The sequence below is a fragment of the Pseudomonas sp. PA-1-3F genome, from assembly GCF_021609665.1.
In the GTDB taxonomy this organism is placed as follows: domain Bacteria; phylum Pseudomonadota; class Gammaproteobacteria; order Pseudomonadales; family Pseudomonadaceae; genus Aquipseudomonas; species Aquipseudomonas paracarnis.
The window spans coordinates 24383-40756 of record NZ_WJZD01000003.1 but is presented as its reverse complement, the minus strand read 5'-3'; the positions used below and the strand labels follow the sequence as shown (position 1 = coordinate 40756).

The window sequence follows — 16374 nt, the reverse complement described above, 5'->3', positions numbered from 1 at the left end:
GCCGCCAACATGAGCAAGCGCAAGCTGATTCCACTACTCGTTTACATCCTGTTCCTGCTGGTGCCGATTTACTGGCTGCTGAACATGTCCTTCAAGAGCAACACCGAAATCCTCGGCGGCCTGACCCTGTTTCCGCAGGATTTCACCCTGGCCAACTACAAGGTGATCTTCACCGACCCGAGCTGGTACACCGGCTACCTCAACTCGCTGTACTACGTGAGCCTGAACACGGTGATCTCCCTGAGCGTGGCGCTACCGGCGGCGTATGCGTTCTCGCGCTATCGCTTCCTGGGTGACAAGCACCTGTTCTTCTGGCTGCTGACCAACCGCATGGCGCCGCCGGCGGTGTTTTTGCTGCCGTTTTTCCAGCTGTATTCCTCCATCGGGTTGTTCGACACGCACATTGCCGTGGCCCTGGCCCATTGCCTGTTCAACGTGCCGTTGGCGGTATGGATCCTTGAAGGCTTCATGTCCGGCGTACCCAAGGAAATCGACGAAACCGCCTACATCGACGGCTATAGTTTTCCCAAGTTCTTCGTGAAGATTTTTATCCCGCTGATCGGCTCCGGTATCGGCGTCACGGCGTTTTTCTGTTTCATGTTTTCCTGGGTAGAACTGCTGCTGGCGCGCACGCTCACCTCGGTCAACGCCAAACCCATCGCAGCGGTAATGACCCGTACGGTGTCGGCTTCCGGCATTGATTGGGGCGTGCTGGCAGCGGCGGGGGTGTTGACCATCCTGCCGGGCATGCTGGTGATCTGGTTTGTTCGCAACCACGTGGCCAAGGGCTTTGCCTTGGGCCGGGTCTAGAGGAGTCGATGATGGAATGGATGGCCTGGACCACCCCCACTGCGCTGTTCTTTGGCGGCATTGCCCTGATTCTGGCGGGCATGACCACTTGGGAATTACGTTCGCCGAGTATCCCGCGGCGCGGTTTGCTGCCGATCAGCACCACCCGTGGCGATCGCTTGTTTATCGGTCTTCTCGGCAGCGCCTACCTGCATTTGCTGGTGATCGGCGTTACCGACTGGAGCATCTGGGTGGCGTCCGCGCTCTCCCTTGTTTGGCTGTTGAGTGTGATGCGTTGGGGCTAGCTGTGCACGGGCTTGTGTGGCGAGGGAGCTTGCTCCCGCTGGAGTGCGCAGCACTCCCAAACCGATAACCGACTCGGATATCTATTTTGGGGCCGCTTCGCAGCCCAGCGGGAGCAAGCTCCCTCGCCACAGCAAGCTCGCTCCTACAAACCCCGTTTGAAATTAACCTGGAGGTCTCTATGTTGAATAAAAACAATAAGCTGCGACATAGCATTTCATTGGCCGCCGTACTGGCCCTCAGTGGTTTGAGCGCTTCGGCCTGGGCCGATGCGTATGAAGATGCCGCGAAAAAATGGATCGGCAGCGAGTTCAAACCCTCGACCCTTACCGAAGCCCAACAGCTTGAAGAGTTGAAGTGGTTTATCAAGGCGTCGGAGCCGTTCCGTGGGATGAAGATCAACGTGGTGTCGGAAACCCTCACCACCCACGAGTACGAATCCAAGGTGCTGGCCAAGGCCTTCAGTGAAATCACCGGCATCAAGCTGACCCACGACCTGCTGCAGGAAGGCGACGTGGTGGAGAAGCTGCAAACCCAGATGCAGTCCGACAAGAACATCTATGACGGCTGGGTCAACGATTCCGACTTGATCGGTACGCACTTTCGCTACGGCAAGACCGAATCCATCACCGACCTGATGGCCAACGAAGGCAAGGATTTCACCTCGCCCACCCTGGACCTCAAGGACTTTATCGGCCTGTCTTTCACCACCGCGCCGGACGGCAAGATCTACCAGTTGCCCGACCAGCAGTTCGCCAACCTCTACTGGTTCCGCGCCGACTGGTTCGAGCGGCCGGAGTTGAAGGCCAAGTTCAAGGAGAAATACGGCTACGACCTTGGCGTGCCGGTGAACTGGTCGGCTTATGAAGACATCGCCAAGTTCTTCAGCGAAGACGTCAAGGAAATCGACGGCAAGCGCATTTATGGGCACATGGACTACGGCAAGAAAGACCCGTCCCTGGGCTGGCGTTTCACCGATGCCTGGTTCTCCATGGCCGGCGGTGGCGACAAAGGCTTGCCCAACGGTTTGCCGGTGGACGAGTGGGGCATCCGTGTAGAGGATTGCCACCCGGTGGGCTCAAGCGTCACCCGCGGCGGCGACACCAACGGCCCGGCGGCAGTATTCGCCACGCAGAAATACGTGGACTGGATGAAAGCCTACGCGCCACCGGAAGCGGCGGGCATGACCTTCTCCGAATCCGGCCCGGTGCCGTCCCAGGGCAACATCGCCCAGCAGATCTTCTGGTACACCGCGTTTACCGCCGACATGGTCAAACCGGGCCTGCCGGTGGTGAATGCCGACGGTACGCCGAAATGGCGCATGGCACCGTCCCCAGTCGGGCCGTATTGGGAAAAGGGCATGAAGAAGGGCTATCAGGACGTAGGTTCCTGGACCTTCCTCAAGTCCACCCCCGAAAAGCAGAAACTCGCGGCCTGGCTCTACGCGCAGTTCGTGACCTCAAAAACGGTGTCGCTGAAGAAAACCATCGTTGGCCTGACGCCGATTCGTGAGTCCGATATCAACTCCCAGGCCATGACCGACATGGCGCCCAAACTCGGGGGGCTGGTGGAGTTCTACCGCAGCCCGGCCCGCACCGAGTGGTCCCCGACGGGCACCAACGTGCCGGACTACCCGCGCCTGGCGCAACTGTGGTGGAGCAACATCGCCGCAGCGGCCAGCGGCGAGAAGACCCCGCAACAGGCGCTGGACAACCTGGCCAAGGAGCAGGATGCGATCATGACGCGCCTGGAACGCTCCAAGGTGCAACCGGTGTGCGGCCCGAAAATGAACCCCGAGCGAGACGCGCAATACTGGTTCGACCAGCCGGGTGCACCGAAGCCGAAACTGGCCAACGAAAAGCCCAAGGGTGAAACCGTGAACTACAACGACCTGCTCAAGCAGTGGGAGGCGGCGCGTAAGTAACAGCGCCATCTCAACCCCTGTAGGAGCGAGCTTGCTCGCGAAGAACTCACCGACGCCGCGTTTATTCAGGAAGCACGCGTTATCGTTGACGTTTTTCGCGAGCAAGCTCGCTCCTACAGGCATTTTTTGGTTTTGTGAGCCCTGACATACGACCGCTTATCCCTCCCAACCCAACCTCATTTGAATTTTCCGCACGCCCCGAGGCTCTGCATTTTAGAAGCGCGTGATGTTGAGCGCTCTTGCGGGGCCACCTTGTGGGAGGCCCGTTGTAACGGACTTTGCGGAAACTGCCATCATGACACTCCTCATAGCGCTGTCAGGCCAGCCGGCCTCTCTCACCGACTCGGCCCAGGGCCGCCATCAACGGGTCTACCAACAGCTGCATGGCGAAACCCAAGACGCCACCGAACTGGCGCGTGAATACCTGCACGATCAATTGGCCCTGGTAGAGGCCACCGACTGCGACTTGCCTGAGGCGCCCGAACAGCTGCCGGCCTGGGTCGAGCAACGCTGCGCCGAGGTGGCCCAGGCCTATGCCGACTACCTTGAGCAGCGCCAGCAAGGGGGGCCACGACGGTATTTCCAGAACAAGGCCCATGCGTTGTATTTCCTGCAGTGTGTGGCGCCGACCAAACAGGTCGACGGCGCCTGGCTATACGGCTTGCTGCGCTATTGGCAAGACCAGCGCTTCGACGGCCTGCTCACCACTTACCTGGAAGAATTGGGCGACGGTGAAGCTGCGCAGAACCATGTGGTGATCTACCGCAAGTTGCTCAGCGAGCACGATGCCGACAGCGAAGCCGGCCTGGAGGATGACCATTACCTGCAAGGCGCGCTGCAACTGGCGCTGGGCGTTTGCGCCGAAGAGTTCCTGCCGGAGGTCATTGGCTTCAACCTGGGTTACGAGCAACTGCCGCTGCACCTGTTGATCACCGCCTATGAACTCAGTGAGCTAGGCATCGACCCTTATTACTTCACGCTGCATGTCACCATCGACAACGCCAGCAGTGGCCACGCGTGCAAAGCTGCACAATCGGTGCTGAACCTGTTGCCGCTGGGCGAGGGCAGGGCAGACTTCTATCGCCGTGTGGCGGCAGGCTACCGTCTGAATGATTTGGGCCTGGGTACCACGTCTATCATCAAACAATTCAACTTGCAGGACGAGGTGGTGGCGATGCTTGAGCGCAAGCGCGCCTTCGGCCAGCACATGCATTCGGACTATTGCCGCTTTGAAGGGCAGACCGTCAACCAATGGCTGGCCCGGCCTGGGCAGATCGGCGCTTTCCTCAAGGCCCTCGAAGACAAAGGCTGGATCAAGCACAACCAGGACCCCACCAACAGTCGCTTCTGGCAATTGATCGAGGGCGCTGGCGCCGCGATGTTTGGGGTGTTCAGCGGTTATGAAAAACAACTGATCCATGACTGGATTGCGGGTGAATGGGTTACCAGCGAACGCGTGCCGCCCGTGCGGCCGGGACGCGGCAGCCGGTTTTCCCGCGAGCAGCATCGTCCCGCGGATCCTGATACCCAGGCCCTGGCGGAGTCATTGTGCAACTTGCCCGATGAGCAACAGCTCAATGCGCTGATCCCGTGGCTGTCGGCCCGCCGTCACTGCACGCCTGCCGGGCTGTATGCCACTCGCCGCTTTATCCAACTGCGTGCGCGCCTGCGCTAAGGAATGTGCCTATGTCTGCGCAACAACTGGCTGATCGTGCCTTGTTGAATTTGGGCCGCGGGTTGAAGGAGGGTGGTTATCGCTTTATCACGCCAACGCCCTTGACCCATGAGCGTGTCTATCGGCGGCTGGCGACGCCCCTGGCAATGACGCTGCGCGATGTGTTCGGTTGGTCGATGCCGTTCGATCAAGGCCTGTTGCCCGAGGCCCTACGTGAAGAATTGCAGCAAGCGGATGTGATCGAAAAGCACGGCGCGCTATGGCGCAGCGCAGTGCGATGGTCGAGCCTCGACGAGCTGCTGTTCGCCCATTCGTCTTATCCCACCGACCAGGCGGACGCGGTGTTTTTCGGCCCCGACAGCTACCGCTTTGCCCACGTGATCGAAGCCTATCTGCAACAGCGTTTCGAGCCGCTCAAGCGCGCTGTGGACATTGGCTGTGGCGCCGGCGTCGGTGCGCTGGTGATTGCTAAAGCCCGGCATGACGCCCAGGTGCTGGCGGTGGATATCAACCCCCGTGCCCTGCGCATGACCGCGGTGAATGCCGAGCTGGCCGCGCTGAATAACGTCAGCGTGTACCACGGTGACGTGCTGGCCAGTGTGGAGGGCGAATTCGACCTGATCGTCGCTAACCCGCCGTACATGAAAGATGACCGCCAGCGCGCCTATCGCCATGGCGGCGGCGCCTTGGGGGAGCAGTTGTCGCTGCGCATCGTCAGTGAGTCCATCGGGCGCCTGGCCCTGGGCGGTAGCCTGTTGCTGTATACCGGGGTGGCGATGGTGGCCGGCAGCGACCCCTTCGTGGAGGCGGTCAAGCCGCTGCTGGGCAGCGACGCCTACGGCTGGACCTACCGCGAACTGGACCCGGATGTTTTCGGTGAAGAACTGGAAAAACCAGGCTATGAGCAGGTGGAGCGCATCGCCGTGGTCGCACTGACTGTCACCCGATTGCGCTGAATACCCGATGCTCACCTTTGGCATTGAAGAGGAATACTTCATCACCGACCTGCACAGCCGCCAGATGGTCGGCGAGCCCTCGGCGGCAGTGCTGGCGGCCTGTCGCGAAGCGATTGGCGCGGGCTTCTCGTTTGAGATGTTCCAGGGCCAGATCGAGGCGGCCTCTCCGGTGTTCACCTCCAGCGCCGAAGCGGCGGACTACTTCCGGGCAGTGCGCGGCAACCTGGCGCAATCCCTGGCTGAGTTCGGCCTCGGTGTGGTGTGCGCCGGCAGCCACCCCCTGGCCGATTGGCGTGGGCAGCGGCCAACCGATCAGGCGCATTTCCGGCACCTGTTCGACGATATTCAATATGTAGCGCGGCGCAGTGTGTTGTGCGGGCTGCATGTGCATGTGCAGGTGCCGCAAACGCTGGACCGTATCGCGGTGATGAACCAGGTGTCGCCGTGGTTGCCGTTGTTGCTGCTGCTCAGTTGCTCGTCCCCCTTCTGGGACGGCGCGCCCAGCGGCTTCATGAGCTACCGCCAGGCCGCGTGCGACGAGTGGCCCCGCATGGGCGTGCCGGAACACTTCAGCGATTGGGCCGAGTACCAGCGCTACCTGGCCATGTTACAGCGCATCGGCGCGATCAAGGCCGATGGCAATGGCTGGTGGGGAATCCGCCCAGCGGCACGCTATCCCACCCTGGAACTGCGCATGACCGACGCCTGCCCACGGTTGGCGGACACCTTGGCCCTCGCCACGCTGTTTCGGGTGATGGTCGCCCATGCCTGCGCGATGCAGCGCCCTGGCGCCAGGTTCAATTCCGAGGCGCGCTGGCTACTCAAGGAAAATCGCTGGCAGGCCAAGCGTTATGGTGCCGCTGGCACCTTCGCGTTGGACGCCGCAGGCACCCTGGGCAGCGCTGAGCAATGGCTGCAGTGCGCCCGGCAGACCTTTGCCGCCACCGCAGAGGCCATGGGCGAGCCGCTGCTGTTCGATACCCTGCAGGCGCTGCTGCGACGCGGCAACAGCGCGGCCGAGCAGTTGCGCTGGCAGGCCCAGGCTCAGGCGAGCGGCGCCGATGCGCTTGCCAGCTTGCGCCAGGTAGTCGACCTGCTGTTGGCCCAGACTCGCGGCGACCATTGATCGGGTCTTGAACGAGGTTGATGGAACACTGATGGTCTTGCTCCGCCCTTAATCAGTAACCCCTCAACGGCAGGAGCGCAGAGCATGCGAGCGATGACTTACCAGGGCGCACACAAGGTGCAGGTGGATACCGTGCCCGATCCGATCATTGAACAACCCGACGACATCATTCTGCGGGTCACCGCCACCGCGATCTGTGGCTCGGACCTGCACCTGTACCGGGGCAAGATCCCGACCGTGGAGCACGGCGATATCTTCGGCCATGAGTTCATGGGCATCGTCGAAGAAACCGGCCCGGCCGTCACCGCCGTGCAACGCGGCGACCGTGTGGTGATTCCGTTCGTGATTGCCTGTGGCGATTGCTTTTTCTGCCAGCTCCAGCAATTCGCCGCCTGCGAAACCACCAACGATGGGCGCGGCGCGATCCTGAATAAAAAATCCATCCCACCGGGTGCCGCGCTGTTTGGCTACAGCCGCCTGTATGGCGGTATTCCCGGCGGTCAGGCGGAGTGGGTGCGGGTGCCCAAGGCCAATACCGGGCCGTTCAAGGTGCCCGGCACCCTGGCGGATGAGAAGGTGCTGTTCCTCTCCGATATCCTGCCCACCGCTTGGCAGGCAGTGACCAACGCTGGCATCGGCAAAGGCTCCAGCGTGGCCATCTATGGTGCCGGGCCCGTGGGCCTGCTCAGTGCGGCATGCGCGCAGATGCTGGGTGCCGAGCAGATCTTCATGGTCGACGACCATCCGTATCGTTTGGCCTATGCGCAGAAAATGTACGGCGTGATCCCGATCAATTTTGAAGAAGACGAGGACCCGGCGGACACCATCATCCGCCAGACCGCCGGCATGCGCGGCGTCGATGGTGTGGTGGACGCGGTGGGCTTCGAGGCCAAGGGCAGCACCACGGAAACCCTGCTCACCGCGCTCAAGATCGAGGGCAGCAGCGGCAAGGCGCTGCGCCAGTGCATCGCCGCCGTACGTCGCGGTGGTGTGGTCAGCGTTGCCGGGGTGTATGCCGGGTTTATCCATGGCTTCATGTTTGGCGATGCTTTCGACAAGGGCCTGACCTTCAAGATGGGCCAGACCCATGTGCAGCGGTTCTTACCGGAGTTGTTGGAGCACGTCGAGCTGGGGCATCTGCACCCGGAAGCGATCATCACTCACAGGCTGCCCCTGGAGCAGGCGGCGCGGGGGTATGAGCTGTTTGATAAAGCCGAGGAGGAATGCCGCAAGGTGATCCTGCTGCCGGGTGGGAGCGACCGGCCGCTGACCGAGCCGCTGGACGAACTGCCCCCTGAGTTGCGCGTACAAAGCGTTCCCGGTTTCTAGGCCAATAACCGGAAAAATGTGGGAGCTGGTTTGCCTGCTATAGCGGTGGTTCAGTTGAATATTCAGTGACTGACACGCCGCCTTCGCGGGCAAGCCCGCTCCCACAGGGGATCTGTGCCGGACGCTGATTTTGTGGGCGATGCATGACCAATGTGGGAGCTGGCTTGCCTGCGAAGGCGGTGTGACAGTCACTGCGCCTGTTACTGCACTACCGCTATAGCAGGCAAGCCAGCTCCCCCATGGATCTTCTTTGCTTCGACAGTGGTGCTTCCCACATTAACCGGTGTCAGGCTGCGGCTTGCGGCTGGATGCGCAATTCACCTTCGACATCTTTGACCAACCCGCTGGCGACAAACAGCGGCGCCAGGCGTTTGTGCCACTGTGGCTCGACAAACTCCTTGACCGTATCCAGCGCCAACGTACCACTGAGCGGCAGCTCGGCCTTGGTGTACGACAACCATGCCTTCTTCAACGCCATCAATACATCACTGCCCGCCGTCGAAGCGAAGCGACGGTGCAGGGGCTTGGCGTCGAAGGTGAAGGTGTGTTGGAACTCATAGCCGCTTTCATCGCCGCCGTTGACCGTGCAGCGCACGCAGGTGCAAGGGCCGTCGCCGAAGGCGCTGCGCAGGTAGGCGTTGAAGTCCACCACGGGCTTGAGTGACAGGCGCTTATCAACCTCGAACAGGTCCCCGGTCATTTTTTCGTCAGTGTTCAACGTCCATTTCCTCGCAGTCGGTTGCTGTGTTTCAAAGCGCGGCACAATACCAGCCGAGCGTGGGTTTGGGGATTATTTGCGTCGTGGGAGGGTCAGCGGAAGAACTCACCGGGGGTGGAATCGAACTGCTGACGAAATGCATTGATAAAGGCTGAGGTCGATTCATAGCCACACCCCAATGCCACATCCGTCACCCGCTCGCCTTGTTCCAGGGCGGGCAGGGCGCTCAACAGGCGCAGGCGCTGGCGCCACGCGCGGAATGTCAGCCCGGTGTCACTCAGGAACACCCGGCTGAGGGTCTTTTCGCTGACCCCCAGTTTGCGGCTCCACTCGCCCAAGGTGGTCTGCTGCTCGGGGTGCAGGTTCAGGCTGCGGTAGATCTGCCGCAGCCGTGGGTCGTGAGGCAGCGGCAACATCAAATCCACCTGGGGCGCGGCGGCGAGCTGATCGAGCAGTACCTGAGCCAGGCGCCCGTCCGGCCCGTCCTCGGTATATTCCACCGGCAATTGGCTGAAGTTGCGGATCAGCTCGCGTAACAAACTGCTCACCTCCAGCACCTGGCAACGCTCGGCGGCCCAGGCGGTGACGCTGCAATCGAGGTACAAGCTGCGCATTTCCGTATGGGGCGAACTGAACACACGATGGGGCATACCTGCCGGAATCCATACGGCGCGCTGCGGTGGCGCGACGAAACGACCGACGCTGGTCTGGATCTCCAGCACCCCGGAAATCGCGTAGGACAGCTGCACCCACGGGTGGCTGTGGCGTCGCGTCAGCGCACGGTTGGGCAAGGATTCAGTACGCCCGTACACCGGCCTCGGCAGGCTGGAAAGCCCTGGGACACTGCGGCGAACGGCTTTTTCATGTCCTTTAGGCGGCATTTACTGGCTCATTGGCGTTAGTCGGTAACAGGTGGTTACGTTAGAGTCGTCGCGACGCTTTTGGCAACCCCTGGAAGAATTGCTTATGACCCGGCCCCGGTTTCTCCCCGACAACTTCACCCTCACCCTGATCGCCACGGTGATCCTCGCCTCACTGCTGCCCGCCAGCGGCCAGACCGCCGTGGCGTTCGGCTGGGTCACCAACCTGGCCATCGCGCTGCTGTTTTTCCTGCACGGCGCCAAGCTGTCGCGCAAGGCTATCGTCGCCGGTGCCGGCCACTGGCGTTTGCATCTGCTGGTGTTCAGCCTGACCTTCGTACTGTTTCCGTTGCTGGGCCTGGCGCTCAAGCCAGTGCTGTCGCCGTTGATCGGCAACGAGCTGTACATGGGCATGCTCTACCTCTGCGCCTTGCCGGCCACTGTGCAATCGGCGATTGCCTTTACCTCCCTGGCCCGCGGCAATATCCCGGCGGCCATCTGCAGCGCGGCGGCGTCCAGCCTGTTCGGCATCTTCCTGACGCCCCTGCTGGTAGCGCTGCTGCTCAACGTGCATGGGGATGGCGGGTCCACAGTCGATGCGATTGTCAAAATCAGCGTGCAGTTGTTGCTGCCGTTCATTGCCGGGCAAGTCGCCAGCCGCTGGATTGGGGGCTGGGTCGGGCGTAACAAAGCCTGGCTCAAGTTCGTCGATCAAGGTTCGATTCTGCTGGTGGTCTACGGGGCTTTCAGCGAGGCGGTCAACGAAGGCATCTGGCACCAGACCCCGCTGTGGGAATTGGGCGGCTTGGTGGTGGCTTGCTGCGTGCTGCTGGCCCTGGTATTGGTGGCGTCTACGCTGCTGGGCAAGGCGTTTGGCTTTAACCAGGAAGACCGCATCACCATCCTGTTCTGCGGCTCGAAGAAAAGCCTGGCCACCGGCGTCCCCATGGCCCAGGTGCTGTTTGCCGGGGCGAGCATGGGCGTGTTGATTTTGCCGTTGATGCTGTTTCACCAGATCCAGTTGATGGTCTGCGCGGCGTTGGCCCAACGCTATGCCCAGCGGCCGGAGAGCATTCCTGAATTGATGGGACAGGTGGATCCGTGATGCACCTCTCATTCGCGGGTAAATAAGCTCAAGTTAACCGGCGTGCCGACGACTTACTTCTTAACTAACCCAAGAAGGAGTGTCGGCATGAACGTTCGTCGTGTTGCGGTAATGACTGGCCTCCTGGGCCTGTGGGCAAGTACCTGCGGCGCCGCCCAGACCGTGGGGCAGGGCACCATCAGGTTCAGCGGCGCGATTGTCGAGTCAGGGTGTGCGACAAATGCGCGCAGCGGCTCGGTAATGGAACTGCGCGGTTGCGCCCAATCCAGTCGTGGCAGCCGAATCGAGGTGCGCAGTGTCGCGCCGGTGGTCAGCGTCGACGCACCCCATGTGCGGCTGGTAGCGGACACCGGCGAGGGGCGCTATTACGATCAGCGTTACGTGCTGGTAGACCGCGCCGGCAAGCTGATTCAGTCGGGCAATTACGTGATTACCATGACCTCGCCATAAACCCTGGGGCGACGATCCGCAGCAACAGCGGTGCGAGAAACCTATAGAATGCTCGGCGGCGGCGCTTGTCCTGGGTGGCCGCTTGATCATCGTCAGAGTACCCCGCCCGTCAATGAGCCTTTCAGCCGCAACCCCACAAGCCAACTGGCAACCGGTCATCGCCCTCGCGCTGGCCGCGTTTGTGTTCAATACCACCGAATTCGTCCCCGTCGGGCTGCTCAGCGCCATCGGCGCCAGCTTTGACATGCCCGTGGCCAGCGTCGGCCTGATGCTCACCATTTATGCGTGGATCGTGTCGCTGACCTCGCTGCCGGTGATGCTGCTGACCCGCAACGTCGAACGGCGAAAATTGTTGATTGTGCTGTTCGGTCTGTTTATCGCCAGCCATATTCTCTCCAGCGTGGCCACCAGCTTCGGCTTGCTGATGGTCAGTCGGGTCGGCATCGCCCTGGCCCATGCGTTGTTCTGGTCGATCACGGCTTCGCTGGCTGTACGCCTGGCGCCAGAGGGCAAGCAGGTTCAGGCCCTTGGTTTGCTGGCCACCGGCACGTCCCTGGCGATGGTACTGGGCATTCCGTTAGGCCGTCTGTTGGGCGAGGCCATGGGCTGGCGTACCACCTTTCTGGTGATCGCCGCGTTCGCCGCCGCCCTGGTGTTCTGGCTGGCGCGCACCTTGCCGCTGCTGCCCAGCCAGAACTCCGGCTCCCTGCGCAGCCTGCCGCTGCTGTTCAAGCGCCCGGCGCTGGTGGCGCTCTATGTGCTGACCGCAATGACCGTCACTGCGCAATTCACCGCCTACAGCTACATCGAACCCTTCGTCGAAGGCGTCGCCGGCCTGGGCGGCAGTGCCGTGACCCTGATCCTGCTGGTGTTCGGTGGTGCTGGCATCATCGGCTCGTTGTTGTTCAGCCTGGTGCATCGCTTCAATCCCCACCTGTTCGTGATCGGCGCAGTGTCTATCCTCGCCGCGTGCCTGGCGCTGATGCTGCCGTTGAGCGGCGCCGAGTCTTACCTGGTGGGGCTGAGCATTTTCTGGGGCATGGCGATCATGGGGTTTGGCCTGGCCATGCAGTCCAAGGTGCTGGTGCTGGCACCGGACGCCACCGATGTGGCCATGGCGATGTTTTCCGGGATCTACAACATCGGCATCGGCGGCGGCGCGTTGATGGGCAGCTGGGTGGGCAGCCACTTCGGCTTCGCCTGGATCGGCGCGGCGGGCGGTTTGCTGGCGGGGCTGGCGTTGGTGGGGTATTGCCTGGCGATTCGGCGGTTTGGGCAGGGTGTGCCGCTTAATAAATGAATTTCACAGGGATTGGTGATTGATGAAGTACTTGATCGTTGCATGTGTTCTGTTAGGGCTCAGTGGTTGCGTTACCAACCAGTTGCACTTCGCGGCGTACTCGACGGAGGCCGAGTTGGCGGCAATCAAAAGTAGTGTTGTACAGGCCGACATCGTGCAAGTGACTGGCGCTGAAAAGTGTACGCGCTGCAAGGAGTCGAGCAAGCTTGTTTGGCATGCTGCTAATTACAATGTCGGCCTTTACGAGGGGTTCGCCAACGTTCCTGTTGACGACTGGACCGATTTCACCAAGCGTGCGGTGGGCGTTTCTCCCTCTTCGACACTCAAAACCAGCGTCGAGATCGACAGAGTCTTCGTCAAGACTTGGAACTCTCCTGACTATTACGCCTGTGAGGTTAGCCTGACGGTGGATATCGCCGGCACGAAATATGCCGGGCATTCCCGGCTCAAGTTGAAGCAGGCGGGGCAAAGCTTGATAGGTGACAAGCTTGCTGCCCTTAACGCGAAGGTATTGGATACTGTAGGCCTGACAGTTAAAGCAGCCTATATGGATGCTTTGGCCAACTATCACAAGGTACGCTGAATAAATGCGGCTTTGCTGATTTGCTGAGTTTATAGAGGGCGACCGTAAGGTCGCCTGTTTTCGGTTACGACATCCTTGCCCTTAGCCTACGCCCGATCACATCCAGTAAATCGCAGCCGTCCCGCAATGGAATACTCAACAGCGACGCGAAGTCCTGCAGCACCACGGTATCGCTGCTGATTTCATCGCGAAGTGCCAGGTTTTCCAGAACTTGAGTGACTGCCCGAATACGAAAAACTGCTGCGTCATGCAAAGCATCAAGCGGCGCCTGAGTATCGATTAGCAGTGTAGGTATGGTGTAATCGGGGCCCGTTATGGGCATATACCGATCAGATGAGGTCATGGTTCTTGCTCCTATATCTAAGTGAGCCGTCACCTTCTGCCGCCAAGCAGAATTAGGGTGGCGGATTACGCAAGGTTGGCGGACCGGGGATATAGGACCCGGCACTTCCGAAGAAGTCCCTGCGCAACCCGCCATTGCACGAAATCACGGGCGCAAAAAAAGCGCCTGCAATCGTGTTGGGGGCGCCGTTGCGCCTATATCTGGTCGGACCGCCAAGTCCAATCGCAGCACTTGCTGCGAGTTGAAAGAGTAGCCTGCGCGATGCTCCATCGCAACCGGGAAGTGGATGACATCAAAAAAATGGACCGTTCACATCCTGTCATTGTAGTGAGCAACGCGAAGTTCTACGCCACCGGGATCAACGGATCCGCCGCCGCCAACGCCACCTTTCTATCCGCTGCCGGTGGATAGATCCACACGCTATTGATCTGCTGTTTGAGTTCCTTGGCTTCCTGGCCCACCAGCTTGAGCTGACGGTCCCAGCCTTCGGTGTACACCGCGCCCCAGGCGCCGAGGTCGAGGCAGGTCACGTATTTGGGTTGGCTGTAGGCCATGGGGGCCACGCCGATCAGATCGGCGGCGACGTTGTTGCCGGCGTAGCGGCCCAGGGCGATGGCGTGCTGGCAGGACATGGCAGCGAAGTTGCCCAGCGCGTCTGTGGCGGCGTAGGCCACGTCGCCAGCGGCGAAGATGGCAGCCTGGCCCTTGACCTTGAGGTGGGCGTCCACGTGCAGGCGGCCCTGGGCATCGCGGGTGCCCTCAATCTGTTCGGTCAGGGGGTTGGCGCGAAAGCCGATGGTCCAGATCACGGTGCTCGATTCAATCCGCTGCCCATCCGCCAGGGTCACGCCACCGGCATCCACCGAGGCGACCGAGGTGTTCAGTACCCATTCAAGCCCCAGTGCCTGGCTGGCTTCGATGATCGATGGGCGTATGCCATCGCCCATAGACGCGGCAATCTGCGGCCCGCGGTCGACCACGATCACACGGATGTTGGCCGTCTCACCCAGTGCGCCACGCAGGCGCGCCGGCATTTCGGTGGCGGTCTCGATACCGGTGAAGCCGCCGCCGGCCACCACCACGGTATTGCGGGCCGGGCTGTCGGGCAGGTTTTTCAGGGCGTTGATATGGGCTTCAAGGTGCGCCGCGTCTTCGATCTGATCCACATCGAACACATGCTCGATGCCGTCCATGCCGGGGCGGTTCAAGCGGCTGCCGGCGGCCACTACCAGGCGATCGTAGGCGAGGGTGGCCGGGATGCCGGCCGCGTTGCGGTAGGTCACTTGCTTATTAGTGGCGTCGATGCTGTCGGCGGCGCCTTGCACAAAGGTCACGCCCACAGCGTCGAACAGCGCATCAAGCGGGGCCAGCATGGTATGTACATCGGGCTCGTAGAACCGCGGGCGGATACGCAGCTCCGCTTGGGGTGCGAGCAGGCTGATGCGCACATCGTTGCGGTCGTGTTTATCCAGTAGCCGAGCCGCGCTCAAGGCGCTCCACACGCCACCGAACCCGGCGCCAATGATCAGAATGTGTTGTTTCATGGGGTTGCTCCAGAGACCAGATAAGCCGCAAGGCATTGCCGGATCACTGTAAAAGCAGCAGGGCCTGTCCGAAAGGACATATAACCCTGGATGACTGCCACCTCTGCCGGCCTAGCGGGAAAAGCGCTCGCGGTAGTCGCGGGGTGAGATGGCCAGGTGGCGGTGGAAGGTGCAGCGCATGCGTTCCTCATCGCCAAACCCGCAAAGCCCGGCGATCTGGTCGATGCTGCGCTGGGAGTCTTCGAGCATGCGGCGCGCCGCTTCCATGCGAAACAGTTCGATGGCCTTGGCCGGGGTGCGACCGGTTTTTTGCTTATAGACCCGGGCAAAGTTGCGTGGGCTCATATGGCTCTGCGCGGCCAGGCGCTCGACGCTGAGGTCGCTGTCGCGCAGGTTGTCGCTGATCCACGCATGCAGCGCATCAAAGCTGGCGCTGTCGGCGGTTTGCGCTTGCAGCACCTGGCTGAACTGCGCCTGGCCACCGGGGCGCTTGAGGAACACCACCAATTCGCGTGCCACTTGCAGCGCCACTTCGCGCCCGCAGTCAGCCTCCACCAGCGCGAGCGCCAGGTCGATCCCGGCGCTGACGCCCGCCGAGGTCCACACCTGGCCTTGCTGCACGAAGATCGCGTCCACGTCCACCTCGATGCTCGGGAAACGTTGCTTGAGCAGCTCGCACATGGCCCAATGCGTTGCCGCGCGGCGCCCCTCCAGCAAGCCCGCCAGCGCCAGCAAAAACGTGCCGCTGCACACCGAGGCGGTCCGTCGCGCCTGGCCGGAGGCGTTGCGCAACCAGTCCACCAGCGCGGTATTTTCCAGCATGGCTTGCTCAATGGCCGGCGCGCCGGGTACCACCAGGGTGTCGATGGCAGCGGGGTCAAACTGTGCCAAGGCGACGGTGTCGACGCTCAAGCCCTCGGCGGTCGGCATCAGCCCGCCCGCCAGGCTGGCGTTGTGCAACACATAACCTTGCAAACCGCGCTCGGCCATGGCCTTGGTCGCGGCCCAGAACACCGTCTGGGCGCCAGTCAGGTCGAGCAAGCCCATGTGCGGGTAGGTCAGGAACACCAACGTGCGGGGTTGGGCCAAAGCAGAGAGTGCAGTCATGCGCTGGCCAGCAGCTTTTCCAGTTTTTCCTGATCCCGCGCAAACTGTCGGATCCCTTCGGCACGCAATCGCTCAGCGTATTCCGGGATGGCGCAGGCCTTGAGCAGCAGCGACGGGTTGGTGGTGGCGCCCACGGGCCGCAGGCGGCTGATGGCTTCCAGATTGCCGGTGTCGCAGACCACAGTGGTGAATGGCTTGAGTTGTTCAAGTTTGGACGTCATCGCCGCGTTCTCCGGAAAAGGGCACGGCGCTGTTTTACCAT

Annotated in this window: 16 protein-coding genes and 1 pseudogene; 11 read left to right on the top strand and 6 right to left on the bottom strand. The window is 61.5% G+C overall.

Annotated features, from left to right (window positions below; genetic code table 11):
• Positions 1-9: 9 nt before the first annotated feature.
• The 7 genes from GIV26_RS02565 to GIV26_RS02535 all read left to right on the top strand — a co-directional run bounded on the left by GIV26_RS02565 (position 10) and on the right by GIV26_RS02535 (position 8102).
• Positions 10-810 carry a carbohydrate ABC transporter permease gene (locus tag GIV26_RS02565; protein WP_003192012.1) on the top strand — a complete coding sequence of 267 codons (801 nt, stop codon included), beginning with the start codon at positions 10-12 and terminating at the stop codon, positions 808-810.
• 11 nt (positions 811-821) lie between these two features.
• Positions 822-1094 (top strand): DUF2160 domain-containing protein, encoded by a 273-nt coding sequence (locus GIV26_RS02560; RefSeq protein ID WP_014718862.1) that lies wholly within the window; start codon positions 822-824, stop codon positions 1092-1094.
• 179 nt (positions 1095-1273) lie between these two features.
• A complete protein-coding gene (locus GIV26_RS02555) occupies positions 1274-3016 on the top strand; it encodes an ABC transporter substrate-binding protein (protein ID WP_003192009.1) in 1743 nt (580 codons plus the stop codon).
• A 295-nt stretch (positions 3017-3311) separates the two neighbouring features.
• Positions 3312-4691, top strand: coding sequence for an iron-containing redox enzyme family protein (locus GIV26_RS02550; RefSeq protein WP_236279440.1), 1380 nt, complete (start codon positions 3312-3314; stop codon positions 4689-4691).
• An 11-nt stretch (positions 4692-4702) separates the two neighbouring features.
• Entirely contained in the window at positions 4703-5647 is a 945-nt protein-coding gene (locus GIV26_RS02545) for a methyltransferase (protein WP_236279439.1), read from the top strand.
• 7 nt (positions 5648-5654) lie between these two features.
• Positions 5655-6773, top strand: coding sequence for a carboxylate-amine ligase (locus tag GIV26_RS02540; protein WP_186527153.1), 1119 nt, complete (start codon positions 5655-5657; stop codon positions 6771-6773).
• Between the two features lie 84 nt (positions 6774-6857).
• Positions 6858-8102 carry a zinc-dependent alcohol dehydrogenase gene (locus tag GIV26_RS02535; protein ID WP_236279438.1) on the top strand — a complete coding sequence of 415 codons (1245 nt, stop codon included), beginning with the start codon at positions 6858-6860 and terminating at the stop codon, positions 8100-8102.
• Positions 8103-8388: 286 nt separating this feature from the next.
• On the opposite strand, the gene GIV26_RS02530 is transcribed toward GIV26_RS02535, so the two are convergent.
• Positions 8389-8820 carry a hypothetical protein gene (locus GIV26_RS02530; protein ID WP_236279437.1) on the bottom strand — a complete coding sequence of 144 codons (432 nt, stop codon included), beginning with the start codon at positions 8818-8820 and terminating at the stop codon, positions 8389-8391.
• 92 nt (positions 8821-8912) lie between these two features.
• The gene (locus GIV26_RS02525; RefSeq protein ID WP_032896737.1) at positions 8913-9701 is read right to left on the bottom strand and encodes an AraC family transcriptional regulator; all 789 of its coding nucleotides are present in this window, start codon (positions 9699-9701) and stop codon (positions 8913-8915) included.
• Between the two features lie 85 nt (positions 9702-9786).
• On the opposite strand from GIV26_RS02525, the gene GIV26_RS02520 reads away from it, so the two are divergent.
• From GIV26_RS02520 to GIV26_RS02505, 4 genes are all read left to right on the top strand, one after another.
• Positions 9787-10785 (top strand): bile acid:sodium symporter family protein, encoded by a 999-nt coding sequence (locus GIV26_RS02520; RefSeq protein ID WP_236279436.1) that lies wholly within the window; start codon positions 9787-9789, stop codon positions 10783-10785.
• Between the two features lie 87 nt (positions 10786-10872).
• Complete coding sequence (locus GIV26_RS02515; protein WP_034127749.1) at positions 10873-11235, top strand: type 1 fimbrial protein; 363 nt, start codon at positions 10873-10875, stop codon at positions 11233-11235.
• A gap of 112 nt (positions 11236-11347) precedes the next feature.
• Positions 11348-12535, top strand: a complete 1188-nt coding sequence (locus GIV26_RS02510) for a sugar transporter (RefSeq protein ID WP_054917142.1) — start codon at positions 11348-11350, stop codon at positions 12533-12535.
• 22 nt (positions 12536-12557) lie between these two features.
• On the top strand, positions 12558-13118 hold the full coding sequence (locus tag GIV26_RS02505; RefSeq protein WP_181124837.1) for a hypothetical protein: 561 nt from the start codon (positions 12558-12560) through the stop codon (positions 13116-13118).
• Between the two features lie 64 nt (positions 13119-13182).
• Here GIV26_RS02505 and GIV26_RS02500 read toward each other — a convergent pair whose 3' ends face one another.
• From GIV26_RS02500 to GIV26_RS02485, 4 genes and pseudogenes are all read right to left on the bottom strand, one after another.
• A complete protein-coding gene (locus tag GIV26_RS02500) occupies positions 13183-13440 on the bottom strand; it encodes a hypothetical protein (RefSeq protein WP_236279504.1) in 258 nt (85 codons plus the stop codon).
• A gap of 365 nt (positions 13441-13805) precedes the next feature.
• Entirely contained in the window at positions 13806-15005 is a 1200-nt protein-coding gene (locus GIV26_RS02495) for an NAD(P)/FAD-dependent oxidoreductase (protein ID WP_236279435.1), read from the bottom strand.
• A gap of 111 nt (positions 15006-15116) precedes the next feature.
• A complete protein-coding gene (locus tag GIV26_RS02490; protein WP_034127747.1) occupies positions 15117-16112 on the bottom strand; it encodes a GlxA family transcriptional regulator in 996 nt (331 codons plus the stop codon).
• Between the two features lie 62 nt (positions 16113-16174).
• Positions 16175-16333, bottom strand: a pseudogene (locus tag GIV26_RS02485) (transaldolase family protein); the annotation flags it as partial.
• Between the last annotated feature and the right edge of the window lie 41 nt (positions 16334-16374).